23 protein-coding genes and 1 tRNA gene are annotated in these 25,252 nt (G+C 46.0%); 18 read left to right on the forward strand and 6 right to left on the reverse strand.

Annotated features, from left to right (window positions below; all coding sequences use genetic code 11):
- The first annotated feature begins 17 nt into the window (after positions 1 to 17).
- The 6 genes from Dia5BBH33_RS03290 to Dia5BBH33_RS03315 all read left to right on the forward strand — a co-directional run bounded on the left by Dia5BBH33_RS03290 (position 18) and on the right by Dia5BBH33_RS03315 (position 7,140).
- On the forward strand, positions 18 to 1,499 hold the full coding sequence (locus Dia5BBH33_RS03290; RefSeq protein ID WP_143332379.1) for a sugar ABC transporter ATP-binding protein: 1,482 nt from the start codon (positions 18 to 20) through the stop codon (positions 1,497 to 1,499).
- Positions 1,500 to 1,504: 5 nt separating this feature from the next.
- Entirely contained in the window at positions 1,505 to 2,443 is a 939-nt protein-coding gene (locus tag Dia5BBH33_RS03295; protein ID WP_022381971.1) for an ABC transporter permease subunit, read from the forward strand.
- Between the two features lie 39 nt (positions 2,444 to 2,482).
- Complete coding sequence (gene rbsB, locus Dia5BBH33_RS03300; RefSeq protein ID WP_370797267.1) at positions 2,483 to 3,373, forward strand: ribose ABC transporter substrate-binding protein RbsB; 891 nt, start codon at positions 2,483 to 2,485, stop codon at positions 3,371 to 3,373.
- Between the two features lie 186 nt (positions 3,374 to 3,559).
- Positions 3,560 to 4,468 (forward strand): UDP-N-acetylmuramate dehydrogenase, encoded by a 909-nt coding sequence (murB, locus tag Dia5BBH33_RS03305; protein WP_143332380.1) that lies wholly within the window; start codon positions 3,560 to 3,562, stop codon positions 4,466 to 4,468.
- 58 nt (positions 4,469 to 4,526) lie between these two features.
- A complete protein-coding gene (locus Dia5BBH33_RS03310) occupies positions 4,527 to 5,363 on the forward strand; it encodes a hypothetical protein (protein WP_108849849.1) in 837 nt (278 codons plus the stop codon).
- 493 nt (positions 5,364 to 5,856) lie between these two features.
- Positions 5,857 to 7,140: an O-acetylhomoserine aminocarboxypropyltransferase/cysteine synthase family protein gene (locus Dia5BBH33_RS03315; protein WP_143332381.1), complete on the forward strand. Its 1,284-nt coding sequence runs from the start codon at positions 5,857 to 5,859 to the stop codon at positions 7,138 to 7,140.
- 170 nt (positions 7,141 to 7,310) lie between these two features.
- On the opposite strand, the gene Dia5BBH33_RS03320 is transcribed toward Dia5BBH33_RS03315, so the two are convergent.
- On the reverse strand, positions 7,311 to 7,766 hold the full coding sequence (locus tag Dia5BBH33_RS03320; RefSeq protein WP_022381488.1) for a PaaI family thioesterase: 456 nt from the start codon (positions 7,764 to 7,766) through the stop codon (positions 7,311 to 7,313).
- A gap of 175 nt (positions 7,767 to 7,941) precedes the next feature.
- On the opposite strand from Dia5BBH33_RS03320, the gene hslV reads away from it, so the two are divergent.
- The 7 genes from hslV to Dia5BBH33_RS03355 all read left to right on the forward strand — a co-directional run bounded on the left by hslV (position 7,942) and on the right by Dia5BBH33_RS03355 (position 14,019).
- Positions 7,942 to 8,472: an ATP-dependent protease subunit HslV gene (gene hslV, locus Dia5BBH33_RS03325; RefSeq protein ID WP_022382408.1), complete on the forward strand. Its 531-nt coding sequence runs from the start codon at positions 7,942 to 7,944 to the stop codon at positions 8,470 to 8,472.
- A complete protein-coding gene (gene hslU, locus Dia5BBH33_RS03330) occupies positions 8,472 to 9,830 on the forward strand; it encodes an ATP-dependent protease ATPase subunit HslU (RefSeq protein ID WP_143332382.1) in 1,359 nt (452 codons plus the stop codon). The genes hslV and hslU overlap by 1 nt, the downstream gene beginning before the upstream one ends.
- A gap of 210 nt (positions 9,831 to 10,040) precedes the next feature.
- Positions 10,041 to 11,030 (forward strand): biotin--[acetyl-CoA-carboxylase] ligase, encoded by a 990-nt coding sequence (locus tag Dia5BBH33_RS03335; RefSeq protein WP_022382406.1) that lies wholly within the window; start codon positions 10,041 to 10,043, stop codon positions 11,028 to 11,030.
- A gap of 63 nt (positions 11,031 to 11,093) precedes the next feature.
- Entirely contained in the window at positions 11,094 to 11,651 is a 558-nt protein-coding gene (locus Dia5BBH33_RS03340) for a biotin transporter BioY (RefSeq protein ID WP_022382405.1), read from the forward strand.
- Positions 11,652 to 11,855: 204 nt separating this feature from the next.
- Positions 11,856 to 12,908, forward strand: a complete 1,053-nt coding sequence (locus Dia5BBH33_RS03345) for an IS30 family transposase (protein WP_108849731.1) — start codon at positions 11,856 to 11,858, stop codon at positions 12,906 to 12,908.
- Positions 12,909 to 13,058: 150 nt separating this feature from the next.
- Entirely contained in the window at positions 13,059 to 13,844 is a 786-nt protein-coding gene (locus Dia5BBH33_RS03350) for a type III pantothenate kinase (RefSeq protein WP_143332383.1), read from the forward strand.
- A gap of 99 nt (positions 13,845 to 13,943) precedes the next feature.
- Positions 13,944 to 14,019, forward strand: a tRNA-Glu gene (locus tag Dia5BBH33_RS03355).
- A gap of 59 nt (positions 14,020 to 14,078) precedes the next feature.
- Here Dia5BBH33_RS03355 and Dia5BBH33_RS03360 read toward each other — a convergent pair.
- Positions 14,079 to 14,417, reverse strand: coding sequence for a branched-chain amino acid transporter permease (locus Dia5BBH33_RS03360; RefSeq protein WP_108849844.1), 339 nt, complete (start codon positions 14,415 to 14,417; stop codon positions 14,079 to 14,081).
- Positions 14,414 to 15,124: an AzlC family ABC transporter permease gene (locus tag Dia5BBH33_RS03365; protein ID WP_143332384.1), complete on the reverse strand. Its 711-nt coding sequence runs from the start codon at positions 15,122 to 15,124 to the stop codon at positions 14,414 to 14,416. Before Dia5BBH33_RS03365 ends, Dia5BBH33_RS03360 begins: the two co-directional genes overlap by 4 nt.
- Positions 15,125 to 15,267: 143 nt before the next feature.
- Here Dia5BBH33_RS03365 and sppA point away from each other — a divergent pair, with 143 nt between their 5' ends.
- The 5 genes from sppA (at position 15,268) to Dia5BBH33_RS03390 (ending at position 21,773) form a co-directional block, all read left to right on the forward strand.
- A complete protein-coding gene (sppA, locus tag Dia5BBH33_RS03370; protein ID WP_143332385.1) occupies positions 15,268 to 16,218 on the forward strand; it encodes a signal peptide peptidase SppA in 951 nt (316 codons plus the stop codon).
- Between the two features lie 9 nt (positions 16,219 to 16,227).
- Positions 16,228 to 16,818, forward strand: a complete 591-nt coding sequence (locus Dia5BBH33_RS03375; protein ID WP_022381587.1) for a YIP1 family protein — start codon at positions 16,228 to 16,230, stop codon at positions 16,816 to 16,818.
- Between the two features lie 258 nt (positions 16,819 to 17,076).
- The gene (gene glmS, locus Dia5BBH33_RS03380) at positions 17,077 to 18,903 is read left to right on the forward strand and encodes a glutamine--fructose-6-phosphate transaminase (isomerizing) (RefSeq protein WP_143332386.1); all 1,827 of its coding nucleotides are present in this window, start codon (positions 17,077 to 17,079) and stop codon (positions 18,901 to 18,903) included.
- A gap of 131 nt (positions 18,904 to 19,034) precedes the next feature.
- Positions 19,035 to 20,030 (forward strand): tryptophan--tRNA ligase, encoded by a 996-nt coding sequence (gene trpS / locus Dia5BBH33_RS03385; RefSeq protein ID WP_108849841.1) that lies wholly within the window; start codon positions 19,035 to 19,037, stop codon positions 20,028 to 20,030.
- Between the two features lie 165 nt (positions 20,031 to 20,195).
- Positions 20,196 to 21,773 (forward strand): IS1182 family transposase, encoded by a 1,578-nt coding sequence (locus Dia5BBH33_RS03390; RefSeq protein WP_143332102.1) that lies wholly within the window; start codon positions 20,196 to 20,198, stop codon positions 21,771 to 21,773.
- A gap of 150 nt (positions 21,774 to 21,923) precedes the next feature.
- Here the strand turns inward: Dia5BBH33_RS03390 and ptsP are convergent, their stop codons facing one another.
- From ptsP to Dia5BBH33_RS03405, 3 genes are all read right to left on the reverse strand, one after another.
- Positions 21,924 to 23,552: a phosphoenolpyruvate--protein phosphotransferase gene (gene ptsP, locus Dia5BBH33_RS03395; RefSeq protein ID WP_143332387.1), complete on the reverse strand. Its 1,629-nt coding sequence runs from the start codon at positions 23,550 to 23,552 to the stop codon at positions 21,924 to 21,926.
- Between the two features lie 32 nt (positions 23,553 to 23,584).
- Positions 23,585 to 24,160, reverse strand: coding sequence for a cob(I)yrinic acid a,c-diamide adenosyltransferase (locus Dia5BBH33_RS03400; RefSeq protein WP_022381591.1), 576 nt, complete (start codon positions 24,158 to 24,160; stop codon positions 23,585 to 23,587).
- A 257-nt stretch (positions 24,161 to 24,417) separates the two neighbouring features.
- Complete coding sequence (locus Dia5BBH33_RS03405; protein ID WP_108849838.1) at positions 24,418 to 25,101, reverse strand: TVP38/TMEM64 family protein; 684 nt, start codon at positions 25,099 to 25,101, stop codon at positions 24,418 to 24,420.
- Between the last annotated feature and the right edge of the window lie 151 nt (positions 25,102 to 25,252).

The raw sequence follows: 25,252 nt of genomic DNA on the forward strand, positions 1-25,252 counted from the left end.
AGAGGAATTTGAAGTACATGGATATAAATATGGTAGGGATTTGCAGATCCTTCGGTACGAATAAAGTACTCGGGGGAGTCAATCTCCATATTCGTCCTGGCGAAGTGCATGCTTTGATGGGCGAAAACGGGGCAGGCAAATCTACATTGATGAATATTTTAACAGGGATTCATAAAGCGGATGCCGGAACGATTCTTGTCGATGGAAAGGAAGTCACATTCCAGAACAATAAGGATGCAGAAGAGCATGGCATTGCTTTTATTCATCAGGAACTCAATATATGGCCGAACTTGTCAGTGCTTGAAAATCTCTTCCCGACAAACCAGCCCAGAACCCGTCTGGGACTGATTGACTTCAAGGAAATGAGAAGACGCGCTGAAGCAAAATGCAAGGAAATCGGAATTGAACTTCCCCTCGATGCAATTGCAGGGGAGTGCTCCGTAGGCCAGCAGCAGATGACTGAAATTACACGAAACCTGATGCTTGATGCCAAGACGGTCATCATGGACGAACCGACAGCTGCTTTGACAGAACGTGAAACCGACAGCCTTTTTGCCGTCATGAAGACATTGAAGAACAACGGCGTATCTGTCATTTATATTTCCCACCGCATGGAAGAAGTATTCAATAACTGTGATACAATCACCGTCATGCGTGACGGACAGACAATCAGTACGCGTCCTACTGAAGAAACAGGAATGGACCAGATTGTCAATGATATGGTTGGCCGTGTCATGAGCGAATATTATCCGGTTCGTACGAACGTTCCGGGCGATGAAGTATTCCGCGTGGAAAACTTCACACAGCCCGGCGTGTTCCGTGATGTTTCCTTCTCCGTCAGGAAGGGCGAGATCCTTGGCGTGGCAGGGCTCATGGGCGCAGGACGTACGGAAATCATGAGAGCCATTTTTGGCGTCGATCCACATGAATCCGGCAAGCTGTACCTGGAAGGAAAGGAAATCATAATCAAGAAGCCGCTTGATGCAATCAATCATGGTTTCGGGTTCATTACAGAAAACAGAAAATCCGAAGGTCTGATCCTTGACTTCTCAATCGGAAAGAATATTGCGCTTCCCAGTGAAGAAAGACTGGCCAAGGGCCATGTCATCAATGCCAAAGCTGAACGGGATTTTTCCGAAGAACTTTCCCATCGTTTGGGGGTTAAAGCACAGAGCATTGATTTGGCAGCAAGCACACTCTCTGGCGGCAATCAGCAGAAGGTCGTCATTGCCAAGTGGGTAGGCATGCACCCCAAACTTCTGATCCTCGACGAACCGACAAGAGGCATCGATATCGGCGCGAAGAAGGATATTTATGATTTGATGAATGAACTGACCGCCAAGGGCGTGTCCATCATCATGGTTTCTTCCGAACTTCCGGAAGTCATCGGGATGAGTGACAGAATCATGGTTATCCATGAAGGCCGTGTGGCTGGAATCGTTGATCATAAAGATGCAACACAGACAAGAATTATGACGCTTGCAACCGGAGGAGAGTAAAAAGAATGAATTCCGCTAAAGTAAAAAACATTGTAAGAGAAATGGGTCCGCTGATCGGGCTGATTCTTCTCTTTATTGTCATTTCTGTATTGAATGACAGTTTCATCGATCCATCTAACTTAAGAAACCTGGCCAGACAGATTTCCATCAATGCACTGATCGCCTTTGGCATGACCTTCGTCATCCTGACGGGCGGCATTGACCTGTCTGTCGGTTCCATTCTGGCTCTTTCCAGTGCACTTATGGCAAGCATGATTGCCAAAGGCACGAATCCGGAAATGGCAATCGTGTTCTCTGCTTTCATCGGCATCCTTCTGGGAGCCGTGAACGGCATCATCATTTCTTATGGCAAGGTCGCACCTTTTATTGCTACACTGGCTACCATGACTATTTACCGCGGTGCTACCCTTGTTTATACAAACGGCAACCCGATCAGCGGATTGACAGATGATCCTCTCTTCACCGGTTTTGGTCAGGGATTTGTCCTTGGAATTCCGGTTCCTGCGATTGTCATGCTGATTGCATTCTTCATCCTGTACTTCATCCTGAAGAAGACTCCTCTTGGACGTCAGACTTATGCAGTAGGCGGCAATGAAAAGGTCTCCTACATTTCCGGGATTAAGATTGACAGAATCAAGATTTTTGCGTATGCTTTGACTGGATGCCTTTGTGCGGTGGCAGGCGCTATCCTGACTGCTCGTCTGAACAGTGCCCAGCCTACAGCCGGCATGGGTTATGAACTTGATGCTATTGCTGCAGTAGTACTTGGCGGTACATCTCTGGCCGGCGGTAAAGGCCGTATTTCCGGTACTTTGATCGGTGCTCTGATCATTGGTACATTGAACAACGGTCTTAACATACTGAACGTATCCAGCTTCTACCAGCAGGTTGTCAAAGGTATAGTTATTTTGCTCGCAGTACTTATGGATCGCAAGAAAAACTAAGGAGGAAGACAATTGTTAAAGAAAATCGCTTTGGCTGCAATGATCGGTGCAGCACTTATTTCTGTCGCAGGCTGCGGCTCTTCTGATAAGAAGTCCAACGGAGCAGCTTCTGGCTCCAAGAATGTTACGATCGGCTTCTCTGTTTCCACACAGAACAACCCGTTCTTCGTAACCATGGCTAACAGCGTAAAAGCCGCTGCTGATAAAGCCGGTGTCAATGTTAAAATCGTTGATGCTCAGAACGACCCTGCAAAGCAGGCTAATGATATCGCAGATCTGCTCCAGGGCAACATCAGCGTACTCATCGTAAACCCGGTTGACTCCGCTGCCATCTCCAACTCTGTCATCGCAGCAAATAAGGCAAAGATTCCGGTTATCACCATTGACCGCTCTTCCGATAAGGGCGAAGTTGCAGCTCATATCGCTTCCAACAACGTCAAAGGCGGCGAAATGGCAGCTAACTTCATCGTTTCTAAACTTGGCGAAGGTGTTCCGGTTGCTGAACTGGAAGGTATTCCAGGCGCATCTGCTACACGTGAACGCGGCCAGGGCTTCCATAACATTGCCGACAATAAACTGAAGGTTGTTGCTAAGCAGAGCGCAGACTTTGACAGAAGCAAGGGCCTGACAGTTACTGAAAATATTCTCCAGGCAAATCCTGAAATCAAGGCTATTTTCGCTCAGAATGACGAAATGGCTCTTGGCGCAGTCAGCGCAGCAAAAGCTGCTAACAAGCAGCTCCTGATTATCGGCTTCGACGGCACTGCTGACGGCATCAAAGCTGTCAACGACGGCGAAATGGCAGCTACCATTGCTCAGCAGCCAGATAAGATGGGCGAAATCGGCGTTGATACCGCTATTAAGCTTGCTAAGCATGAAAATGTAGAAAAGAATATTGCTGTTGACCTGAAACTGGTTGAAAAGAAATAATCTTTTCTAAAATGACAACCTGAATCAAAAACCGCGGCCTTCATGCCGCGGTTTTTCTTTTGATTTGATATCAGTGCGCTTTTTACGTGCATTTATTGAATATATTATTCGTTATTATTCATTGACGATGATGCCTGCTAAATTTATAATAGGAGAAGCATAAAAATTAATGGAAAAGGAATCTATATGAATTTAAATGACGCAAATCTTTTCTCCGGTGTTTTAGGAGAAAATCAAATAAAAGTGAACGAACCTATGAGCAGGCATACGACATTTGGTATTGGCGGGCCCGCTGATTTTTTTCTGCTGCCTGAAACGACAGAAGAATTATGCATCATTACCAAACTGGTCAGGAAGAATAATCTGCCACTCTTCATCCTTGGCGGCGGTGCCAATCTTCTTGTCAGGGACAAGGGCATACGCGGTGTTGTCATCTGCACGTCCCGTCTCCAGGGCATTGAAAGAATAGGAAATACGCTTAAAGTATCAAGCGGCATTCCGACGGCCGCTGTTGCCAGAAAGGCTCTTTCATACGGCCTTTCCGGGATGGAATTTGCAAGCGGCATCCCGGGCTCTATCGGCGGAGCTGCATTCATGAATGCAGGCGCGTATGGCGGGGAAATGTCAAAAATCATTTCCCGGGCAACGGTCTGCGATACGAGCGGCGACCTTGTTGTTTATGACAAAAAGGATCTGGGATATTCTTACCGCCAAAGCCGTTTCATGCAGAAGGGCGAGGTCATTGTCGATATTACACTCTCCCTCAAGGAAGGCAATGAAAACGATATCAAGGCGCTTATGGATGATCTGAACGGGAGGCGCAGGTCCAAGCAGCCGCTGGACAAGAAGAGCGCAGGAAGTACCTTTAAACGCCCTGAGGGCCATTTCGTAGGCCAGATGATAGAAGAATTAGGGCTTAAGGGATTTTCTGTCGGAGATGCCCAGGTGAGCGAAATGCATGCAGGATTCCTGATCAATAACGGCAATGCCAGCTGCGAGGATATGCTTCAGCTGATTCATGCAGTACAGGAAAAAGTGAAGGAAGCCTATGGCGTCGATCTGCATACGGAAGTACAGATTGTCGGAGAAGAATAATCCATTAAGTATTCTCTTTATGAATTGATTGATTTTTTAAGAAAGAAGGCGGGCTGCAATGGAAGTCATAGCATTTTTTGGTCCACCCGGAACAGGAAAAAGCGACAGGGCTCTTGTTGTAGCCTATGAAAATAAAGCGTCCTGCATCATTGACGACGGAATCCTTATTTATCACAGCAGAATCGTGGCCGGAAAATCGGCCAAGCGCGAAGAAAGCCGGCTCAAGGCTGTCAGGCGCGCTATTTTCTGGGATGCGGAGCAGAGAGAGGAAGTCAGGCAGGCTCTTGAGAAAATCAATCCTAAGCGTGTCCTGATCCTTGGCACGTCGGACCGCATGGTAGAGACGATCTGCAAGGCACTGGGGCTTCCAAAACCGTCCAAGTATATCAGGATCCAGGACGTAGCCCGTCCGGATGAGATGCTTAAGGCAAAAGAAGCAAGAAACAAGGAAGGAAAGCATGTTATCCCTGTTCCTACTATGGAACTGAAGCCTTACTTCAAAGGGTACCTCATCGATCCGCTCCGTTTCTTCCGCAACAGGAAGAAGGAAATGCCGAAGCGTTTCAGCGAGAATGAAGAAAGGTCTGTGGTAAGGCCGGTTTTCAGCTATTACGGGAAGCTCTCGTTTTCTGACCGTGTCATTGAGTCGCTGGTGTATTATGCAGTCAGGGATATGAAAAAAATCCGCATTACGCATGTCAGAAGCGAGAAAAGCACGGGCCAGATGAATGGGCTCATCCTTTTCATCGATGTCTCCGTAAAGCCCGGAACACCGCAGGAAATCAAGAAAATCATCCATACGATGAGAGACCGCATCCAAAGGGAAATCGAGCATACGACTGGTATGTCGCTCGATACGATCAAGGTCAATGTGACGACCGGAGTAACGCGGTAAAGAAAATCGTTATATAATTTTCTTGACAGAGATTTGCCCATATGGTAATTTAAATGCAACTCTAAACGATGAAGAAAAGAGTAAACAGATGGCGGCAGCCAAGCGAGTCCGGATAGTGGAAGCGGATATGTCAAAACTGTTGAAGTGCATTTCTGAGTTTGAAAGGCTGTAACCAAGTAGGCTTTCCCGGGTCCTCCCGATACAGAGGCACGGTATGCGGCACAGGCCAAGTACCTGTTAAGGCATGTATGGCGACATATATGCAAAATTAGGTGGAATCACGAAGCTCTCGTCCTAAACGGATGGGGGCTTTTTTGATTACATGAAGAGCAGTGCCTCTTCATGATCCGTTTTGAGTAAGCGCAAAGGAGAAGTCATTATGATGGAAAGGCGATGTCGTAGTTAAGAGACCGGGAAGTATAGAAGAAGCGTATTAAAAATGAGTGCAGGATGATTTGCACGTATAAACGGATTTCCAAGGGAGGAAAATAAGATGAGCGAAAAGAAACTTCATTTTGAAACATTACAGCAGCATGCAGGCCAGGTGCCGGATCCGGTAACAGGGGCAAGAGCCGTTCCGATTTATCAAACGACATCCTATGTATTCAAGGATGCACAGGAAGCAGAAGACCGCTTCGCACTCCGCAAGCCGGGTTACATTTACGGCCGCCTGACCAATCCGACGCAGGATGTACTGGAAAAGAGACTGGCTGCCCTTGAAGGCGGCACAGCAGGCCTTGCCGTAGCAAGCGGCGCAGCAGCAGTTACGTATTCCATTCTGAATATTGCAGGAGCCGGTGATGAAATCGTTGCCGCATCCACCCTTTACGGCGGCACCTATGAGCTCTTTACCGATACACTGCCGCAGCTCGGAATTACGACACATTTCGTGGATCCTGATCATCTGGAAGAAATCGAAAAGGCGATTACGCCAAAGACAAAAGCAGTCTATATCGAAACACTGGGAAATCCGGCCATCAATATCCCGGACTTTGATCTGATCAGGGATATCGCTCATGCCAAGAATCTTCCGGTACTCGTTGATAATACATTTGCTACACCTTACTTATTCCGTCCTCTGGAACACGGACTTGACGTATCCATCCATTCCACGACAAAGTTCATCGGCGGACACGGCACGACACTCGGCGGTGCTATTATTGAAAACGGAGAATTCAACTGGAACCAGCCTGAAAGATATCCTCACTTTGCGAAACCAGATGCATCCTATCATGGAATCAATTTTGCAACGGATATCCCGGGAGCCGGCTTCGTAACAAGAATCCGTGCCAAGGTGCTGAGAGACACCGGTGCAGCCATTTCCCCGATCTCCGCATGGTTCTTTATCCAGGGTCTTGAAACACTGTCCCTCCGTGTAGAAAGACATGTCTACAACGCAACGAAGGTGGCTGAATACCTGGAAGCTCATCCAAAGGTAGCAAAGGTCAACTATCCGGGCTTCAAATCTTCTCCATATCATAAACTGCAGGAAAAATACCTGCCGAAGGGCGCAGGTTCCATTTTCTCCATTGAACTGAAAGACGGATTTGAGGCAGCCAGAAAATTCATCGACAACCTCGAAATCTTCTCCGATCTTGCCAATGTAGGCGATTCCAAGTCTCTCGTCGTTCATCCGGCTTCTACTACCCATCAGCAGCTTGATGAAGCAGCACAGAAGGCAGCAGGAATCACACCGGGAACAGTACGTATTTCTGTAGGCATTGAAAATGTCGATGATCTCCTGAATGATCTGGAACAGGCTCTTGCCAGAATTTAATGAATAGAATCAGCCGTCTTCTGAATGCAGGGAAGCCCCTGTGCTCTGATGAAGAATGAAAATGAAAAGGCAGTGTGCGGTAATTTTGCACACTGCTTTTTATAGTGATGATTATAAGGGGTAACAAAAAATCTCTGCAGCAGGTTGAATACTTTCTGCAGAGATTTTTATCAGCCGTTCCAGTGGTGGGGGATTTCAGGAAATTCTCCGATGACCATCATGTTAGCCAGGATATTGGACATAAGGCGTCCTTCCTCGTCGCGCATTTCAGCAGTAATGGCAATGGTAGAGCGGCCGCGGTGAGTGACTTTGCTCGTGACGCGGATCGTTTCTCCAGGCGTTACCGTACGGATGAAATTCATCGTCAGCGTAACTGTTGCAACAACAGCGCCTACGGTTGCGCTTGTCACGCCTGTAACGGAATCAGCAAGCGCTGCAAAAACGCCTCCATGAATGACGCCTCTCTGATTGTTATGCTTTTCTGGGTCAGTCTTAAGGCTGACCGTTGCGCTTCCGCAGTGAATCTCTTCAATGTTGATATGGAAGTAATCCATCATGAAATGATTGGGCTTGTAGATATCTCTGATGTGCTGCCTGATTTGCTCTGGGTCTGTTAAAATTTCCATAAATAACCTCCCGCTGAAATAAGGAACTATATAAATAATCATAATCACGCACCAAGGGAATTGCAAGAATGAATCATCCTGACAGGAGAAATCCGTTCCACTTTACGATGAGTCTCCAAACAACGTATAATAATTATATATGTTCAATTGGATTTAAAAGGTATAAGGAGGTCATATGTTTCACGCAACGACAATATTGGCAGTCAAGAAAGATGGACATACAGCAGTAGCTGGTGACGGGCAGGTCACTATGGGCAATGCCGTCATCATGAAAAATACGGCGCGTAAAGTAAGACGCCTTTATCACGGCAAGGTAATAGCAGGCTTTGCAGGTTCAGTGGCAGATGCCTTTGCTCTTTTTGATAAATTCGAATCAAAACTGGTCGACTGCAACGGCAACCTGGTCAGGGCGGCTGTCGAGTTTGCCAAGGAATGGAGAAGCGACAGGGTTCTACAGAAACTGGAAGCGCTCCTGATCATGACAGACGGGGAGCATCTTTTCCTTGTATCCGGAAGCGGGGAAGTCATAGAACCTGACGACGGAATCCTTGCCATCGGAAGCGGCGGAAATTATGCGCTCGCAGCTGCCAGGGCACTGGTATCCGTAACAGATCTTTCTGCCCGTGAAATCGCAGAGAAATCACTTCATATAGCGGCAGATATCTGTGTTTATACAAATCACAACGTCATTGTGGAGGAAATATAATGAATGATGAATTAACGCCAAGACGTATTGTAGAATATCTGGATCAGTACATCATCGGCCAGCAGGATGCCAAGAAATCCGTGGCCGTTGCTTTGAGAAACCGCTGGCGCGCCAGCAAACTTTCTCCTGAAATTGCAAAGGAAGTCAGCCCGAAAAATATTCTCCTGATCGGGCCTACCGGCGTAGGCAAGACGGAAATCGCAAGAAGGATTGCTTCCCTTACCAATGCACCTTTTGTAAAAGTGGAAGCGACAAAGTATACGGAAGTCGGCTATGTCGGAAGAGATGTAGAATCCATGGTCCGTGATCTGGCGGAAGAATCGGTGCGCCTTGTCAAGAAGACAGAAGCAGACCGCCACAAGAAGGATGCCGAAGAGGCTGCCCTGAAGAAAATTCAGGAAGCTATGTGGCCGTCAAAGAAAACGGAAACCAGAAGCCCGATGGATATCATCTTCGGGGAAAAGAAAGCAGAACCTGCCATTGATCAGGGAGAAAAGGAAAGAAGAAAGGACCTTCTGGAAAGAATCAGGAGCGGGGAACTTGATGACCGCATGATTGAAATTGAGGTCGAAGACAAATCAGGAACCTCCGGAGATTCAGACAATGAACAGGCCAATCAGATTTCCATGATGCTTTCCAACATGATGCCTAAGAAAACACGCAAGAAGAGAGTGACTGTCCGTCAGGCTAAGAGTATCCTGGCAGAGGAAGCCGCAGAAGAAATGGTCGATATGGAAGTCGTCAAGGAAAAGGCAATCCGCCTGGCTGAAGAACGAGGCATCATCTTTATTGATGAAATTGATAAGATTGCCGGAAGAAACAATACGAGCGGGGCAGATGTCTCAAGAGAAGGCGTGCAGAGGGATATCCTTCCCATCGTAGAAGGAGCGACCGTAAAGACGAAGTATGGCCAGATGAAAACAGACCATATCCTGTTCATTGCTGCCGGTGCCTTCCATGTATCCAAGCCAAGCGACCTGATTCCTGAACTTCAGGGCTGCTTCCCTGTCCGCGTGGAACTCTCGAGCCTGACAAAAGAAGATCTAAGGAAAATATTGACAGAACCGCGCCAGGCCCTGATCCGCCAGTATGAATCGCTCCTTGAGACAGAAGGCGTGACGATTACGTTTATGGAAAGCTCTCTCGATGCCATTGCCGAGATTGCCACCCACGTCAATGAAGAGACTGAGGATATCGGAGCCAGAAGGCTTTATACCATCCTGGAAAGAGTGCTCGAGGATATTTCCTTTGAGGCGCCTGACCTGGAGGATAAGAACGTGACGATTGACGGCGATTACATAAGAGAAAAGATGGGAAGGATTACGCAGGATATTGACGTATCCAACTATATACTTTAATACAGATTTGTCATAACAAACCGGGATCTCAAACAGGGATCCCGGTTTTTCGCGCGGCGCATAATGAATAATGTCAATCGAGGAAATCTTATTGGTTGACCGATGGTTTACAACTGATTATAATGTAAGGAAATAAAATAGTCTTGAATAAAGTCCGTTTTATCTATAAAAATAAGGATATAAAGTACTTCACAGGATCGGAGGTTTATTATGCGAAATGAAATTCTGGATTATTTTCGCAAGGCGGATGGCAATTTCGTTTCCGGACAGCAGATTTCAAAAGACCTGCATGTCTCGCGTACAGCAATCTGGAAGCATATTAACGTCTTGAAAGAAAGAGGCTATATTTTTGAATCCAGTACAAGAAAGGGATACAGATTGATTTACGCACCGAATTTGCTGACACCGCTTGAAATTGACAGTGCACTCCATACAGAGACATTTGGAAGACATGTCGTCTATCTGGAATCCACACAGTCCACGAATGAAGAAGCAAAGAAGATAGCACGTGAAGGTGCTGAAGAAGGGACTATCGTCGTCGCTGAAGAACAGATTACAGGACACGGAAGACTTGCGAGAGGATTTTACAGCCCTTTTGCCAAGGGCATTTGGTTCTCTCTGATTCTCCGTCCTAAATTCTTCCCGATGGAAGCATCCAAGTGCACGCTTCTGGCGGCAGTAGGCGTTTGCCGCGGCATCAGAAGGATGGGGCTTGCTGACGCAGGCATCAAATGGCCAAATGATATCCTTGTCCATGGCAAGAAGCTTGTCGGCATCCTGACACTGATGTCTGCATCCATGGAAAAGATCGACTATATCATCATGGGCATCGGCATCAATACAGGGATCAAGAAGAATGAATTCCCGGAAGATTTCCGTGAAGGCGCGACGTCCTTCCTTAATGAAGGCATCAATGTTTCACGCAAGGATCTTCTTGCAGCCATTCTCGGCGAGCTGGAAAAAGAATACAGCATCGCGCAGGATGAAGGCTTTGACAAAGTGCTTGATGACTGGAGAGCGCTTTCTGTTACTTTGGGACAGGAAGTCCGCGTAATCTTCGGCGATGACAGCTATACAGGGAAAGCAGTCGATATTGACCGCGATGGCTGTCTGCTGGTCAATACAGGAAGCGAAGTCAAGCGCGTCATTGCAGGAGACGTATCCATACGCCCTGTAGATGCGCCAATTCCCAAACGCTGATCCAATCTGGTTGACTTAAAGAACGGCAATGATAAAAATGAAATTTCAGAAAAGAGGAAAAGTATGAAAAATCATAATTTTATCAGTGCTGCATTATTTGCCGGTATCATGGCAATATTATCACAATTTGCATTTCCGATAGGCGCCGTTCCGATTACGCTGCAGAGCTTTGTCTGTGCGCTGGCAGGAGGCGTCCTGGGCAAGAAATGGGGCGCCATTTCCATTGGACTCTGGCTGATTCTTGGCATGATCGGGATTCCGGTCCTCACCATGGGGAAAGCAGGCATAGGCATATTCCTCTCCCCAGTAGGCGGTTATTATCTGGGCTTCGTCCTGATGGCTTTGATCAGCGGATTCAGATCAGAAGAGAAGGTCAATATTTTCTGCTATATCGGATTTGCCATTCTTGGACTTATCTCCTGCTATGCATTGGGAACCATCTGGTTCATGGGATACTTCCAGTACGGCCTTGGAAAGGACATGCCTCTCTGGACAGCTTTGACCATGACGGTATTCCCGTTTGTTGTATTTGACCTGATTAAAGTGACCTTAGGTGTATTGAGCGGTGTCAGGATCAGAAGAGCATTGATTCAGGCAGGCTTCCGTCCGACGACACATTAAGGTACCATAAAGAGCTCCGGGGCTTCGGCCGGCTTCCGGAACTCTTTATTTATTGCAAAGAATGCGGCAAAACCGTTATTCCATCGATGACAGCAGAAAAGAAAAGGCGGATTGTATAATTAAGTTGAACACTTAAAAATCCATAGCGAACCCTTGTGGTAAAATGTAGTTGCACAAAAAACACAACCACAAAGGAGAATCGCTATGGATCAAAATCATTTTACCACGGATACGTTACGCAAAAAAGGGGCTCATTTAACTTTTGAGGAACGAGTCATTATCCAAACGCGTCTCCGCGACAAGCAATCGTATCGGAGCATAGCCCGTGAGATTGGGTGCTGTGTCAATACGGTACGCAACGAGGTGAAGCGTGGCAAGGTTCTTTGCTATAACGGCAAGGTGGAACGCTATCGCGCAGCAGACGGGCAAAGCACCTATGAGACGCATCGCGAAAACTGTGGTCGCAAATGCGACGCCATAGCAAAGGGAGCATTCCTCGACTATGTGCAGAAGAGACTTCAGGAACATCACTGGTCGCTCGATGCCTGCTTTGGCAGGGCACTGGTTACGGGAGAATTTCAACGTGGCGAGATGGTCTGTACGAAAACCCTGTACAACTATGTCACGCTGGGGCTCCTAGGAAAAATCAAGAGTATTGACCTGCCCTTGCGCGTCAAGCGAAAAAACGCCAGGAAGCGGGTTCGTGAGCGTAAGAAGAAGTTCGGCCGCAGTATAGATGAGCGCGATCCTTCTGTGGATGAGCGTCAGGATTTCGGGCATTGGGAGTGTGACCTTGTACTGGGATCTCGCTCAAAGGACGAAGTACTGCTGACTCTGGTTGAGCGCAAGACACGCTGTTCCCTCATCAGAAAACTGCCCAACAAGGAAAGTGCCTCTGTAATAGCAGCCTTCAGAAAATTGAAGGATGGAATGTTCCGCGGCTGTTTCAGCCGAGTGTTCCTCAGCATTACGACAGACAATGGCAGTGAGTTTTCCAGCCTGTCGGAGCTAGAGAAACTAAGTCACACACGGATCTATTATGCGCATCCGTACTGCTCCGGCGACAAAGGTACGAATGAGAATCACAACGGCTTATTCCGTCGATTTCTTCCCAAAGGGAAGAAAATCCAGGATTACCCAGTGGAACACATTTCCAGAGTAGAGTGCTGGGCCAACACCCTGCCAAGAAAAATACTCGGCTATAAGACACCCGAGGAGTGCTTTAGGGAAGAAATGCTTGCAGCACTTACTGCATAAAGGTCCGCCGGGTGTTCAACTTATTATTGCAATTCGGGGCAGAAAAGAAAATAGTTTGCAAGTCTTGACATTACGTTAACTTTGTTGCATTATACACTTGATATTAAATTTAGTCATAACCATAGGTTATCATTTGGAGGGGTATTCGAAATGCTTCTTGCCTTTGATGTAGGTAATACGAATATTGTATGCGGTGTCTATAAGGACCGTAAATTAATAAAGAATTGGCGCATAGCGACGGATACACTGCAGACAGCCGATGGTTATGTTGCTCTTCTTGGTACGCTTTTCCACCTGAATCAGCTGGAATTTGATGATGTGGAAGATATCATCATCTCGACAGTCGTACCGCCGATCATTCCTATTCTGGAAACGATGTCTCACCGCTATTTCCATGTAAAGCCGATTTTGGTCGGCCCCGGGATCAAGACGGGACTGAATATCCTGTATGACAATCCAAAGGAACTGGGCGCAGACAGGATTGTCAATGCGGTAGCAGCCATTGCTGAGTATGACTGTCCCCTGATCATCATTGATATGGGAACAGCAACGACATTCTGCGTTATCGATACAAAGGGAAATTACCTTGGCGGCGCTGTCGCACCGGGCATCGGCATTTCCAAGGAAGCTCTGTTCCAGAGAGCATCCAAGCTCCCGCGCATCGAACTCGTCAAGACGCCGAACATCATTTGCCGCAATACCGTATCCGCTATGCAGGCAGGCATCTATTACGGATTTGTCGGACAGATTGATGAAATCGTAAAACGGATTAAAGAAGAACTGAATGAACAGAATGTCAAGGTCATTGCGACCGGCGGACTGGCAACACTGATTGCCAAGTCGTCCAGCACGATCGATATCGTTGATCCGATGCTGACATTGAAAGGCCTTCTGATCTTATACGAAAAGAATAAAAACGAAGGTGGACGCAAGTAAATAGAGAGGCGGATGGATGCCATCCGTCTTTTTGCTTGTTTTGATAGACTTAAAAGGCCTTGAAATTTGCCTGTACATCAGTTATAATTACAAGCACATGGCCGGTTAGTCAAACGGTTAAGACGCTGCGTTCTCAGCGCAGAGAGTATGGGTTCGAATCCCATACCGGTCACCAAATAAAAGGGAGATGCTGCTGCATCTCCTTTTTTGCTGTGGTTGAAGTTGATTAAGGGGTTAAATGAAAACAAACTGGACGAGTCCCATGTAGCATAATGTACCGGCAGCCATGGATAAGAGCATCTGCCCTTTCCATAGATGAACGGCCGTGGTCACGGCGAGTCCTGCAATTTCAGGAATGCCGTAATTTCCGCCAGTCCACTGGACATCTTTCAGGCAGTAAATGACAAGAAGTGCAAAGACTGCAGAAGGGAGGGCCTTTCCCAGAAAATTGACATAGCCGGGAAGACGGCTTCCTGGTTTGAAGATGAGGAAGGGGAGGAGACGTGTCAGGATCGTTGCTCCTGCGCAGATGGCTATAATAAGGACTTGTTCATAAAAGGGAAGTGAAGTCATAAGAGGCCTCCTGCTTTTTCAATACGTCTCCTGAATAAAGTAATGATGCCCAGCATGAGCGCCATGGACGGGATAATGAAAGAATTGCTGCCGAAGAAATAGAGACAGACAATGCTTGAGAAAAGACCAATCAATGCCGTATAATGTTTTTTCTCATGCTTCCATTGTTCAAGAAAAATGACAAGGAACATGGAAGTCATGACAAAGCTCAGTCCCTTTGTATTGAAGGTAATGATGTTTCCCAAAAGGCCGCCTATGGCCGCGCCGCTTACCCAGTATACATAGTTTAAAAATGATACCCAGAACATGAACCAGCTTCTGTCTATACCATTTGGAATCGTTGCTGAATAATTGAGGGCAAACGTCTCATCGCACATCCAGTAGATGAGGAAGGGCTTTTTCCAGCCCATTCCTTCATACTTTTCCAGCATAGCAAGACCATAGAAGAGATGCCTTGCCTGAACGGTGAAGGCAATGATGAATGTCTGCCACGGGGCAAATGGGGAAAGCAGCATCGTGACTGTGATGAATTCAAGCGATCCTCCAAATATGAACATGGCCATAAATAAAGGATACAGGAAACTGAACCCAAGCGTATACATATAAAATCCATAAGCAAAGGCGATGAACCAGAAGCCGGCAAAAACCGGCAGCGTATAAGGCAGTGCTTCTTTGAAAGCAGAAAGCGCTGCATTTCTCTCCGTCATATTGAATCCCTCCATATAAGAGATTTATATCCTATCCTACCAAAAATGATGGCGCAATGGAATATGGAGAGTATCCTTTTTTCTAAGATGATAATCATGAATGTGCTATAATTTAATTAAATGGAAATCAGGGGAGGCAAATTATGGATACAAGCGCCAAGAGAAAATGGGTCATAGCTGCAGTCATACTACTTGTTGCAGCTGCTCTGGGGGCTGCCTGCATGAATGTCTGGCAGGACAGGAGCTTCCAGAACAAGGGAAAAGGATATGTGGTAGTTATCCGCATCGATGGTCCTATTTACGGCGGTGCCGGGTCAGAATCTGTGCTGAATAGTTCTGAAGGCGTCTCCAGTGAGGATCTGATGAGACAATTCCAGGCTGCGCGCAAGGACCCGCAGGCTAAAGCCATTCTTGTAAGAATCAACAGCCCCGGCGGTTCGACCGGTGCGACACAGGAAATTGCCGAGGAAATGGACAAGGTCAGAAGCAGCGGCAAGCCGATTATCATATCCATGGGGGATATGTGCGCATCGGCGGGATACTGGCTGGCAAGCAAGGGGAATTATATATTTGCTTCTCCTGCAACGATCACGGGCAGCATCGGTGTCTATATGGACTATAATAACGTCGAGGATTTAATGAACAAGATCGGTGTCAAGAATGAAAAGATCAAAAGCGGCGCGCATAAGGATATCCTTTCCATGTACCGCCCGATGACGGGAGAGGAAAGACAGATGCTGCAGTCGATGGTAGACGATATCTACAACCAGTTCGTGCAGACAGTTGCTGACGGCCGCAAGATGGATGAGAACAAGGTCAGAAGCATTGCGGACGGAAGGATCCTGACAGGCAAGGAAGCACAGGATTTAGGCCTGGTTGATGCTATGGGAAATTACTATGATGCACTGAACTATGCAGCAAGCAGCGGAGGAATTCCCGGAGAAAATGTACCTGTCAAAACGTATACGAATGGAATATCACTTAAAGGCATCCTTGCCGGCGAGGCAAAGAATGTCAGCAAGATCATGGCCAGAGAAATGGCCGAAAATATGACTAAGGCGCTTTCGGAATCTTCTGTTCCGTCTGTTAAGTAAGGAGGAACTATGAATTCTTTTCTCGATCTTGCATTTTCATTGATTACATCACCCAGAAAAGCGATGGTAGTCATTACGAACAGTGAAAAATTAAAAGAAGGGTTCTTCTTCTGGATTTTCGTCGTACTGCTGATGGCGATTTCTGCATTCAGGGAAGGGCCGGGACTCATCCTTCAGTTTGCACTCCTTTTCCTGGGGATGGGTACAGCCTTACTTTGCCACAGTGCCGCGATTGATTATATTTCAGGCATGTGGGGAGGAATGGGGACTGCAAAGGGGATCACAGCCGGTTTTATGGCTGCCTCTCTTCCTCTGGGCTTTTCGGTATTCTTTATGCTGATCGGCGCCTCCGGCGTCAATGAGATCAGCAGCGCAGGAACCTTTATACTTTCACTGTGGGCTTTTTATCTCGACGTTCTGGCAATCAGTGAAAATTATCGTTTCAGCACGGCAAAAGCCTTTGCTGTGGCAGTCATGCCGTATGCGCTTCTTGTCCTTGCATTCGTACTCCTTGCCGTTCTTGCCGTCCTGACGGCTGCTGCAGGGATCAGCTCCCTTGAAAGCATGGAAGGCATGGAGAATGTGCTGAGCCAGCTTTAAATGCGGGGTGGAAAAGATGCTGCCTTTCAGCGTCTTTTCTTTTTGTTTATTAATGTTAAAATGAATTGGCACCTGCCCGGACGGGTAATGTGAAAGCTTATTTTGACAGTCTATGCGATTTAGTTTGCATAAATTTTAAAATCTTTGCTTTTGTGATATAATAAGCAGAATATGAGCATCTTTAGGGATGCATATAAAAACAATAACAGTGAAATAAAATAGACATTAATAAGAAACTTGTAAGGAGGAATACCATTTATGTGCGGTATTGTAGGTTATGTCGGCAGCGGAGAAGCTTCTGAATTTTTAATTGACGGGCTCCGTCGTCTTGAATACAGAGGCTATGACTCTGCCGGTATCGCTGTGTATGAAAACGGAAAGATCCAGATCGAAAAGAAGAAAGGCGGTCTGGCTAATTTGGAAGCTGTTCTTAAGGAACATCCTCTCCATGGACATATCGGGATCGGTCATACACGCTGGGCTACACATGGAAAGCCTTCTGATGTGAATGCACATCCTCACGGCGACTGCCATAATCACTTTGTCATTGTCCACAACGGTATCATTGAAAATTACATGACGCTGAAAAAGGAATTGATTGAAAAAGGTCATGTTTTCAAGTCAGAAACGGATACCGAAGTTGTTGCACATCTTGCAGAAGAACTTGATGATGGCAATTTCCTTTCTACTGTCAGAAAAGTACTGGCTAAAATTGAGGGCTCTTACAGTCTGGTATTCATGGATGATTCCGATCCGGATACCATTATCTGCACGAAGAAGGATAATCCTCTGATTATCGGTCTGGGCAAGGGAGAAAACTTCATTGCTTCCGATATTCCGGCTGTCATCAACCGTACACGCCAGATTTACATCATGAATGATTATGAACTTGCTGTTGTCAAGAAAGACAGCATCACTTTCTATGATCATGATGATAAGGAAATCACAAAAGAAATCCATGAAGTAACATGGAGTGCTGAAGCAGCAGAAAAGGGCGGCTATCCGCATTTCATGCTGAAAGAAATTTATGAACAGCCGAAGGCTATTCATGATACAGTCCAGATTTATCTTAATAAAGACGGATCCGTAAACTTCAAGGATCTCGGCTGGACAGAAGACTGCTTTGATGATATTGACCACATCCTGATCACAGCATGCGGAACTGCTTATCATGCAGGTCTTGTAGCAAAGCATTACATTGAACGCTTTGTCAGAATCCCGGTTTCTGTCGAAATTGCATCTGAATACAGATACAGCAATCCTCTGACGACAAGCAAGACACTCTGTATCGTAGTCAGCCAGTCCGGTGAAACGATTGATACACTGGCAGCCCTGAAAGAAGCAAAGCGTCTTGGCGCAAAGAGCCTTGCTGTTACCAATTCCATCAGCTCTTCCATTGCAAGAGAATCTGATAATGTCATTTACACAATGGCAGGTCCGGAAATTGCAGTTGCATCCACCAAGGCATATACGACACAGCTCGTAGCGCTTCTTCTCCTTGCGCTGTACATGGGACAGCTCAGGAAGACTGTAAAGCCGGAACTTGTCAAGGAAATCACTGATGCCCTGAAAGATCTGCCGAAACAGATCGAAAAGGTACTGAAGGAAAATGATTACATGGCAGAAGTAGCTGAACGTCTGATCAAGGCTCACGATATCTTCTATCTGGGACGTTCCATCGACTATGCGATTGCCATGGAAGGCGCATTAAAACTGAAGGAAGTATCTTATATCCATGCAGAGGCTTATGCAGCCGGAGAATTAAAGCACGGCACTCTTGCCCTGATTACCGAAGATACACCTGTCATTGCTGTAGCTACACAGGATAATGTCAGCTCGAAGATGTACAGCAACATCGAAGAAGTCCGCGCCCGCGGAGCTGAAGTTCTTGGCATCGGTTATGAAGATGATGCAGAAATCGGCAAGTACACGACGGAAACTGTCAGAATCCCGAGAGTGGATCCTTTCATTGCGCCGATCCTTTCCGTTATCCCCATGCAGCTTCTGGCTTACTACACCAGCATCAAGAGAGGCAACAATGTAGATAAGCCCCGCAACCTTGCCAAGTCTGTAACGGTTGAATAATTGAAAATATGACTGGATTGCAAAGAGGCAGGTGGAGAGCCCTGCTTCTGGCAATCTTTTCATTTATGGATATTTTGTCAGTCACCCATTATAACCAAATCGATCATCAAATATCATAAGGAGGCATCGTTATGGATGTTATTTTTTCCGGAATTCAGCCCAGCGGCGACCTTACACTGGGAAATTATCTTGGGGCATTGAAGAATTTTATTCCGTTCCAGGATAAGGCAGAATGCTTCTACTGCATTGTAAATCAGCATGCGATCACAGTGCCGCAGGATCCAAAGCTTCTTCATGAAAGAACAAGAAACCTGGCAGCATTATATATTGCAGCAGGACTGGATCCGAAAAAAGCAACAATTTTTGTTCAGTCTGAAGTGCCGGAACATGCCCTTCTCGGATGGATGATGATCTGCAGCGCCTATGTAGGCGAAATGGAAAGAATGACCCAGTATAAGTCCAAAGCGCAGAAACAGGAGAAGAAGAACGGCTTTATCCCTCTTGGACTTTTGACCTATCCTCCGCTGATGGCAGCTGATATACTGCTTTATCAGGCAACATTCGTGCCGGTAGGCGATGACCAGCGCCAGCATATGGAAATCACAAGAGACCTGGCAGAAAGATTCAACCGTAAATACGGGGAAGTCTTCACGCTGCCGGAAATGTGGGCTCCTGAAGGAGGCGCACGTGTCATGAGCCTTCAGGAACCGACAAAGAAGATGAGCAAATCGGATGACAACGAATGGGCTACCATTCATATGCTTGATGAACCGGACGTTATTACAAAGAAGATCAAGAGAGCAGTGACCGACTCTATCGGACACGTTCATTATGACAAGGAAAACCAGCCCGGCGTTTCCAACCTGATGAGCATCCATTCCGCTTTCTCGGGCAAGAACTTCGAAGAAATCGAGAAGATGTATGAAGGACAGGGCTACGGCGTGTTCAAGAAAGACCTGATCGATCTCATTGTCGATCAGATGAGCCCTATCCTGAGCCGCTATAAAGAATTGATGGGTAGCCCGGAACTGGATTCCATTCTTGATGAAGGCGCAGCAAAAGCGCATGCAAGAGCAAGCATTACCTATAACAAGGCCATTCATGCCATGGGTCTGTACCGTAAATAAGAAAAAAGGGTCTGTGACGAAATGTGCAGTCATTTCGCCACAGGCCCTTTTGCGTATGCAGATCATAATATAAAAGGGGATGTGACAAAATTCATCCCAACAAAAAGGGCTCTGCCCCGGATCATTTGGTCCGGGGCAGAGCCTTTCGTGTTATAATTTTTTACAATGAAAAATAACAACACTAGCAATCATTTTACCGCAGAACAAGGCATTTTGCCAATGTTTCCCTCTGAGATTCTCAATGTCGATGATCCTGTTTTAATGTATGACAGATTTATGGAGGAAATCGATCTTAAAAAGTACCTTCGTTACATACCGACGCGTGGCGCTGGCAGACCCAGGTATAATCCCGTCAACATGCTGAAAACGATCATCTATGGTTTCGCAGAAGAAGGATATTGCTCTTTTAGAAAACTTGAAGATAATTGCAGGGTTAATATCAGATATATGTACCTGATGAATTATGAAGCCCCATCCTATCGGACATTCTGTCATTTCGTGAAGGGCTTTCTTAAGTATTCTCTCAAGGATATCTTTTATTCAATTACGAAAGAACTCTGCGGCAAACTCAACGTGGATTTGCAGCATATATATATTGACGGTTCCAAGTTTGAAGCGAACGCAAATAAATACAGCTGGGTATGGAAGAAATCCGCTGAAAAATCCCGCTACAAGCTTTTTGCCAAGATTACCAGCCTTTTTGAGTTACTCAATGATGATCTTAAGTATGACCATATGAGTGTAAACATCAATACAGAATACGCTCCGGACTATCTGCGTCTGGTATTGGATAAATTAAAAGAAATCTGGCAGATTGATGAGACGGCCTTTGTTCATGGAAGCGGGCATCGCAAGTCCGATCATCAACGCAAGTATGAGCAGCTTAAGGCATATACATCAAAACTTGAAGAATATGTTGAGAAGATACAGATATGCGGTACTTCCAGAAACAGTTATTCGAAGACCGATACGGATGCAACATTCATGCGAATCAAGTCGGACTACATGGGAAATGATCAGCTTCTGCCTGCATACAATGTCCAAATAGGTGTTGCCGATGAATTTATTGCCGTAATTGATGTTAACCAGTATCGTTCAGATATGGATTGCTTCGTACCGCTGATGGAGGAATTCCACGAAGTCTATGGGGCTTATCCTAAGTATCCTGTGGCAGATGCAGGATATGGATCTTTCAACAATTACATCTATTGCGAGCAGCACGGTATGGAAAAGTATATGAAATTCCCCATGTACAAGAAAGAAACGAAAGACAAGAAATACCATACCAATCCGTTTCGGCCAATAAACTTTAGAGTTGATGAGAATGGAACCATCCGTTGTCCAAATGACAGGGCTTTCAAATTTATCTATAGACATCTGGTCAGAGGGAACTTATACGGCAGGCAGGAGGAAGTATTTGAATGCGAAGACTGCCAAGGATGCCCGCTGGCAGAGCAATGTAAAAAGACCCCGAAGAACAAAAGAATCTCATTGAGCAGAGAACGGAATAACATGTACCAGGAGGTTCAGGATAATCTGGAAAGCATCCATGGAGCCCTGCTAAGAATGAACCGGTCAATCCAGGCTGAAGGAACTTTTGGAATCATGAAACATGACAGATGGTACAAAAGAATCGTCAGAAAAGGGATAGATTCTGTAAAAGCCGAGTTATACCTGGTAGCACTTGGCTATAATTTAAGGAAATACATCACAAAAATAATGCGTATAAGGATTGCCGCCTAAGACAATATAATTAAAAGTCTTATGGGGGTAAGGGGGCTTACGCGCATTTTTACGTAAAAGGCTTACAGCAGAGCTAAAAATGATGAAATAAAGACGCAAAAAAGAGGCTGCAACAAAATGATTAACCATTTTGTCACAGCCCCTTTTATATTATTTTGAAAGATCGATGGAACGGATCTGCTGGCGGAGCGGAAGAACGGAGTAGGGGGCAACGGAGATTTCATCAATGCCCATTCTGAGGAATGTTTCCGTGATGGAAAGGTCAGAACTCAATTCACCGCACATGCCTACCCAGATGCCTGCTTTATGGCCGTTGTCGATGGTCATCTGAATCAGCTTGAGGACAGCCGGATGATGGGGGTTGAAGAAATCAGAAAGGACGCGGCTTGAACGGTCTACAACGAGCGTGTACTGGGAAAGGTCATTGGTACCGATCGAGAAGAAGTCGACTTCCTTAGCCAGCTTGTCGCTGATGAGAGCGGCGGCCGGAGTTTCAATCATGATGCCGATCTGGATCTGATGGTCATAGGCAATGCCTTTCTTATCCAGATCCAGTTTGACCTCATCCAGGATTTCCTTTGCTTTCCATACTTCCCATACCGAAGTGATGAGCGGGAACATGATTGCAATCTTGCCGAATGCGCTGGCACGGAGAATAGCGCGAAGCTGTGTCTTGAATATTTCCGGCCTTTTAAGGGAAATACGGATAGCTCTCATGCCCAGAGCCGGGTTTTCTTCTTTAGGAAGATGGAAGGCAGAGGCATCTTTGTCGCCGCCGATATCAAGGGTACGGATGATGACGCGCTTACCAGTCATCGTTTCAACAGCAAGTTTGTAAATGTTGAACTGTTCTTCTTCGCTTGGAAGGGTATCTCTTCCCATGTAAATGAATTCACTGCGGAAAAGACCGATGCCTTCAGCGTCGTTCTTAAGGACAGCAGCCAGATCGGCGGCAGAGGAGACGTTGGCAGCGACTTCAATCCTGCGTCCGTCTTTCGTTTCACTCGGGACGCCTTTTAGCTCCTGCAGGAGCTGTTTGAGTCTTATGCTCTGATCCTGTTTTTCTTTCATGACAGAAAGCACACCTGGTGTCGGTTCAAGATAAACTGTCCCGGAGAAGCCGTCTATAACAGCGGTCTTTCCATCATAAGCATAGTCTACATCTTCGCCAGTAGCTACAATGGCAGGAACACCCAGAGCGCGGGCAAGGATGGCCGTATGAGATGTCGGTGTGCCTTCTTTTGTGACGAAGCCCAAGATCTTGCTGGTATCCATCTGTATGGTTTCACTTGGTGTCAGGTCGTCAGCATAGAGAATGCATGGTTCATCGGTGGAGAAAAGGACCTTCTTCTGGCGGAGTACGCGCAGAAGAATACGGGAAACTTCCTTCATGTCAGAAACATGAGCCTGCATGTAGGTATCCGAGCCAGCGCTGTAAATCTGGATAAAGTTCTGCTCAGCCTGTCCGATCGCATATTCTGCGTTGACGCTCTGGTTTCTGATAATAGAGCGGATGGAATCAATAAAGGAAGAACTTGTCAGCATATGCTGATAGACCTTGAAAATGAAGGCGTTGTCCAGACCTACATGGGATACGGCTTCCTGATAGAACTGCTCCATTTTGGCACATGCTGTGTTTCTTGCAGAATCAAAACGAGCCACTTCAGTTTCAGGGCGGTCTACCGTGGTCTGAACGATATCAAATTCCTGATGACGGAAAATTTTCAAAGGTCCGATGGTTACCATTCCCGAAATACTTTTACCACTAATTTTTAACATACTTTTCAATCCTTTCTTTGGCAGAGCTGTTGTCAGTCCTCTATGCCTTCGCGTCCTATAACACCCTTATCGTAGTAATGCCTGATTTTCTTCATTTCAGTAATCAGGTCAGCAGAGTCCAGAATCAGTTTCGGAACATTCCTTCCGGTAAAGACAAGCTCGACATTTGGCTTTCGTGCAGAAAGAATCCGCTTTGTATCTTCATCTGTGGCCAGGTCATACCAGCATGCCATATTGTATTCATCGAGGATGACAAGATCATAGCCATCAGAGACAGCTTTCACTGCTTCGTCAATGCCTTTCAGAATGAGCGCACGGTATTCAGCGGGCGGATTTCCTGCCGGATAAATCGTGACCTTGTCTCCCCATGCTTTAATTTCTTCTTCAGTCAGCATGCCTTCTTTTGCAATAAAGTAAGGTTTGCCGAGAGTGATCAGTGTAATTCCGGGAAGCGATTTCAGAATTTTCTGTTCTGAATAGGCCAATGACTTCATGAACTGGATAATGCATACACGATGCCCGGCTCCGATGGAGCGGATTGCCAGGCCAATGGCAGCTGTCGTTTTTCCCTTACCATCACCTGTATATACTTGAATGTAGCCTTTCATGAGAAGCCCTCCTTTTCAAGCAAATCTGGAAATCGGCCGTGCTTAGGCCAATCTGGCAGAGTAATATGATTCAACTATGATTTAAGCTTATTGATCAAGCTTAATCCTATAAGTCTGATATGAATCTATGAATATTATACAATACCTATGAAAATTTTTCGTCTAATCTCTGAAAGATGCATTTTTATCCTTATCAGTAATTGGAGTGAAATATTTCATCGTCTAAAAAAGGCCCGCAAAAAAGCAGGCCTTTCTAATTAAACTTCGTCACAATGTCTTTTCTTATGCCAGCGGTGTACAGCACAAATACCAATAACAAGAAGCAGCATAAGTACAAATCTGTCGCCATGCTTGGAGAAATAAATCAAGTCATGTCCTAGGAGAACTTCAATCAAAACAGAAGGAATCTTCCCAATCAGAGTTGCCTTTAAATGTTCTTTGATGGAAAGCTTGCTGAGAACAGCAAGCGCAGTGATCAGAATATTAGGAGAGTAAGGAATGGATCTTGCCAGAGCCATATTCTTCACGCTGCCGTATTTGTCCAGCTTGGTAAGCATGTGTTTCTGCTCGATAAATTCACGTGCTTCTTTTCTGAAGAATACGCGTCCTATGTGGAAGCTCAGCTCTATTCCGATGACCTCGCCAAGATAAGAGACAAGAAGTCCTGGAATCAGTCCGAATAATGCACCGTTAATTGTCAAAAATAGGATGGTTGGAATGCAAAAAATGTTGCAAAAAACAAGCAGCCCCAGACTTACGGCAAATGCTCCGTAGCCAAAGGATGATATATATTTTGACAGGCCATTAATGTCACCAGCCATCGTTAGAGATACCGTATGATAGTAAAATTCGGGGTAGTAGGTTTTCACAATGAAAAACGATACCGCGCAGATTAGGATCAGTCCGATAAGTCCAAGAACCTTCTTAAGTTTATCGATCATGGTTTATCCTTATGCTGTATTTGTAGAGGACAGTTCTGATTTGCCAGTCTGATAAAGTAAGATAAGTGCCGCTTTGCCTCAGGCTTGTTCTGAAAGCCTGAAGTGATGTATCGGCATATGACTGGCAAAATATGAAAAAACTTGTATTATA

The sequence above is a fragment of the Dialister hominis genome, from assembly GCF_007164725.1.
GTDB classification, from domain to species: Bacteria; Bacillota; Negativicutes; order Veillonellales; family Dialisteraceae; genus Dialister; species Dialister hominis.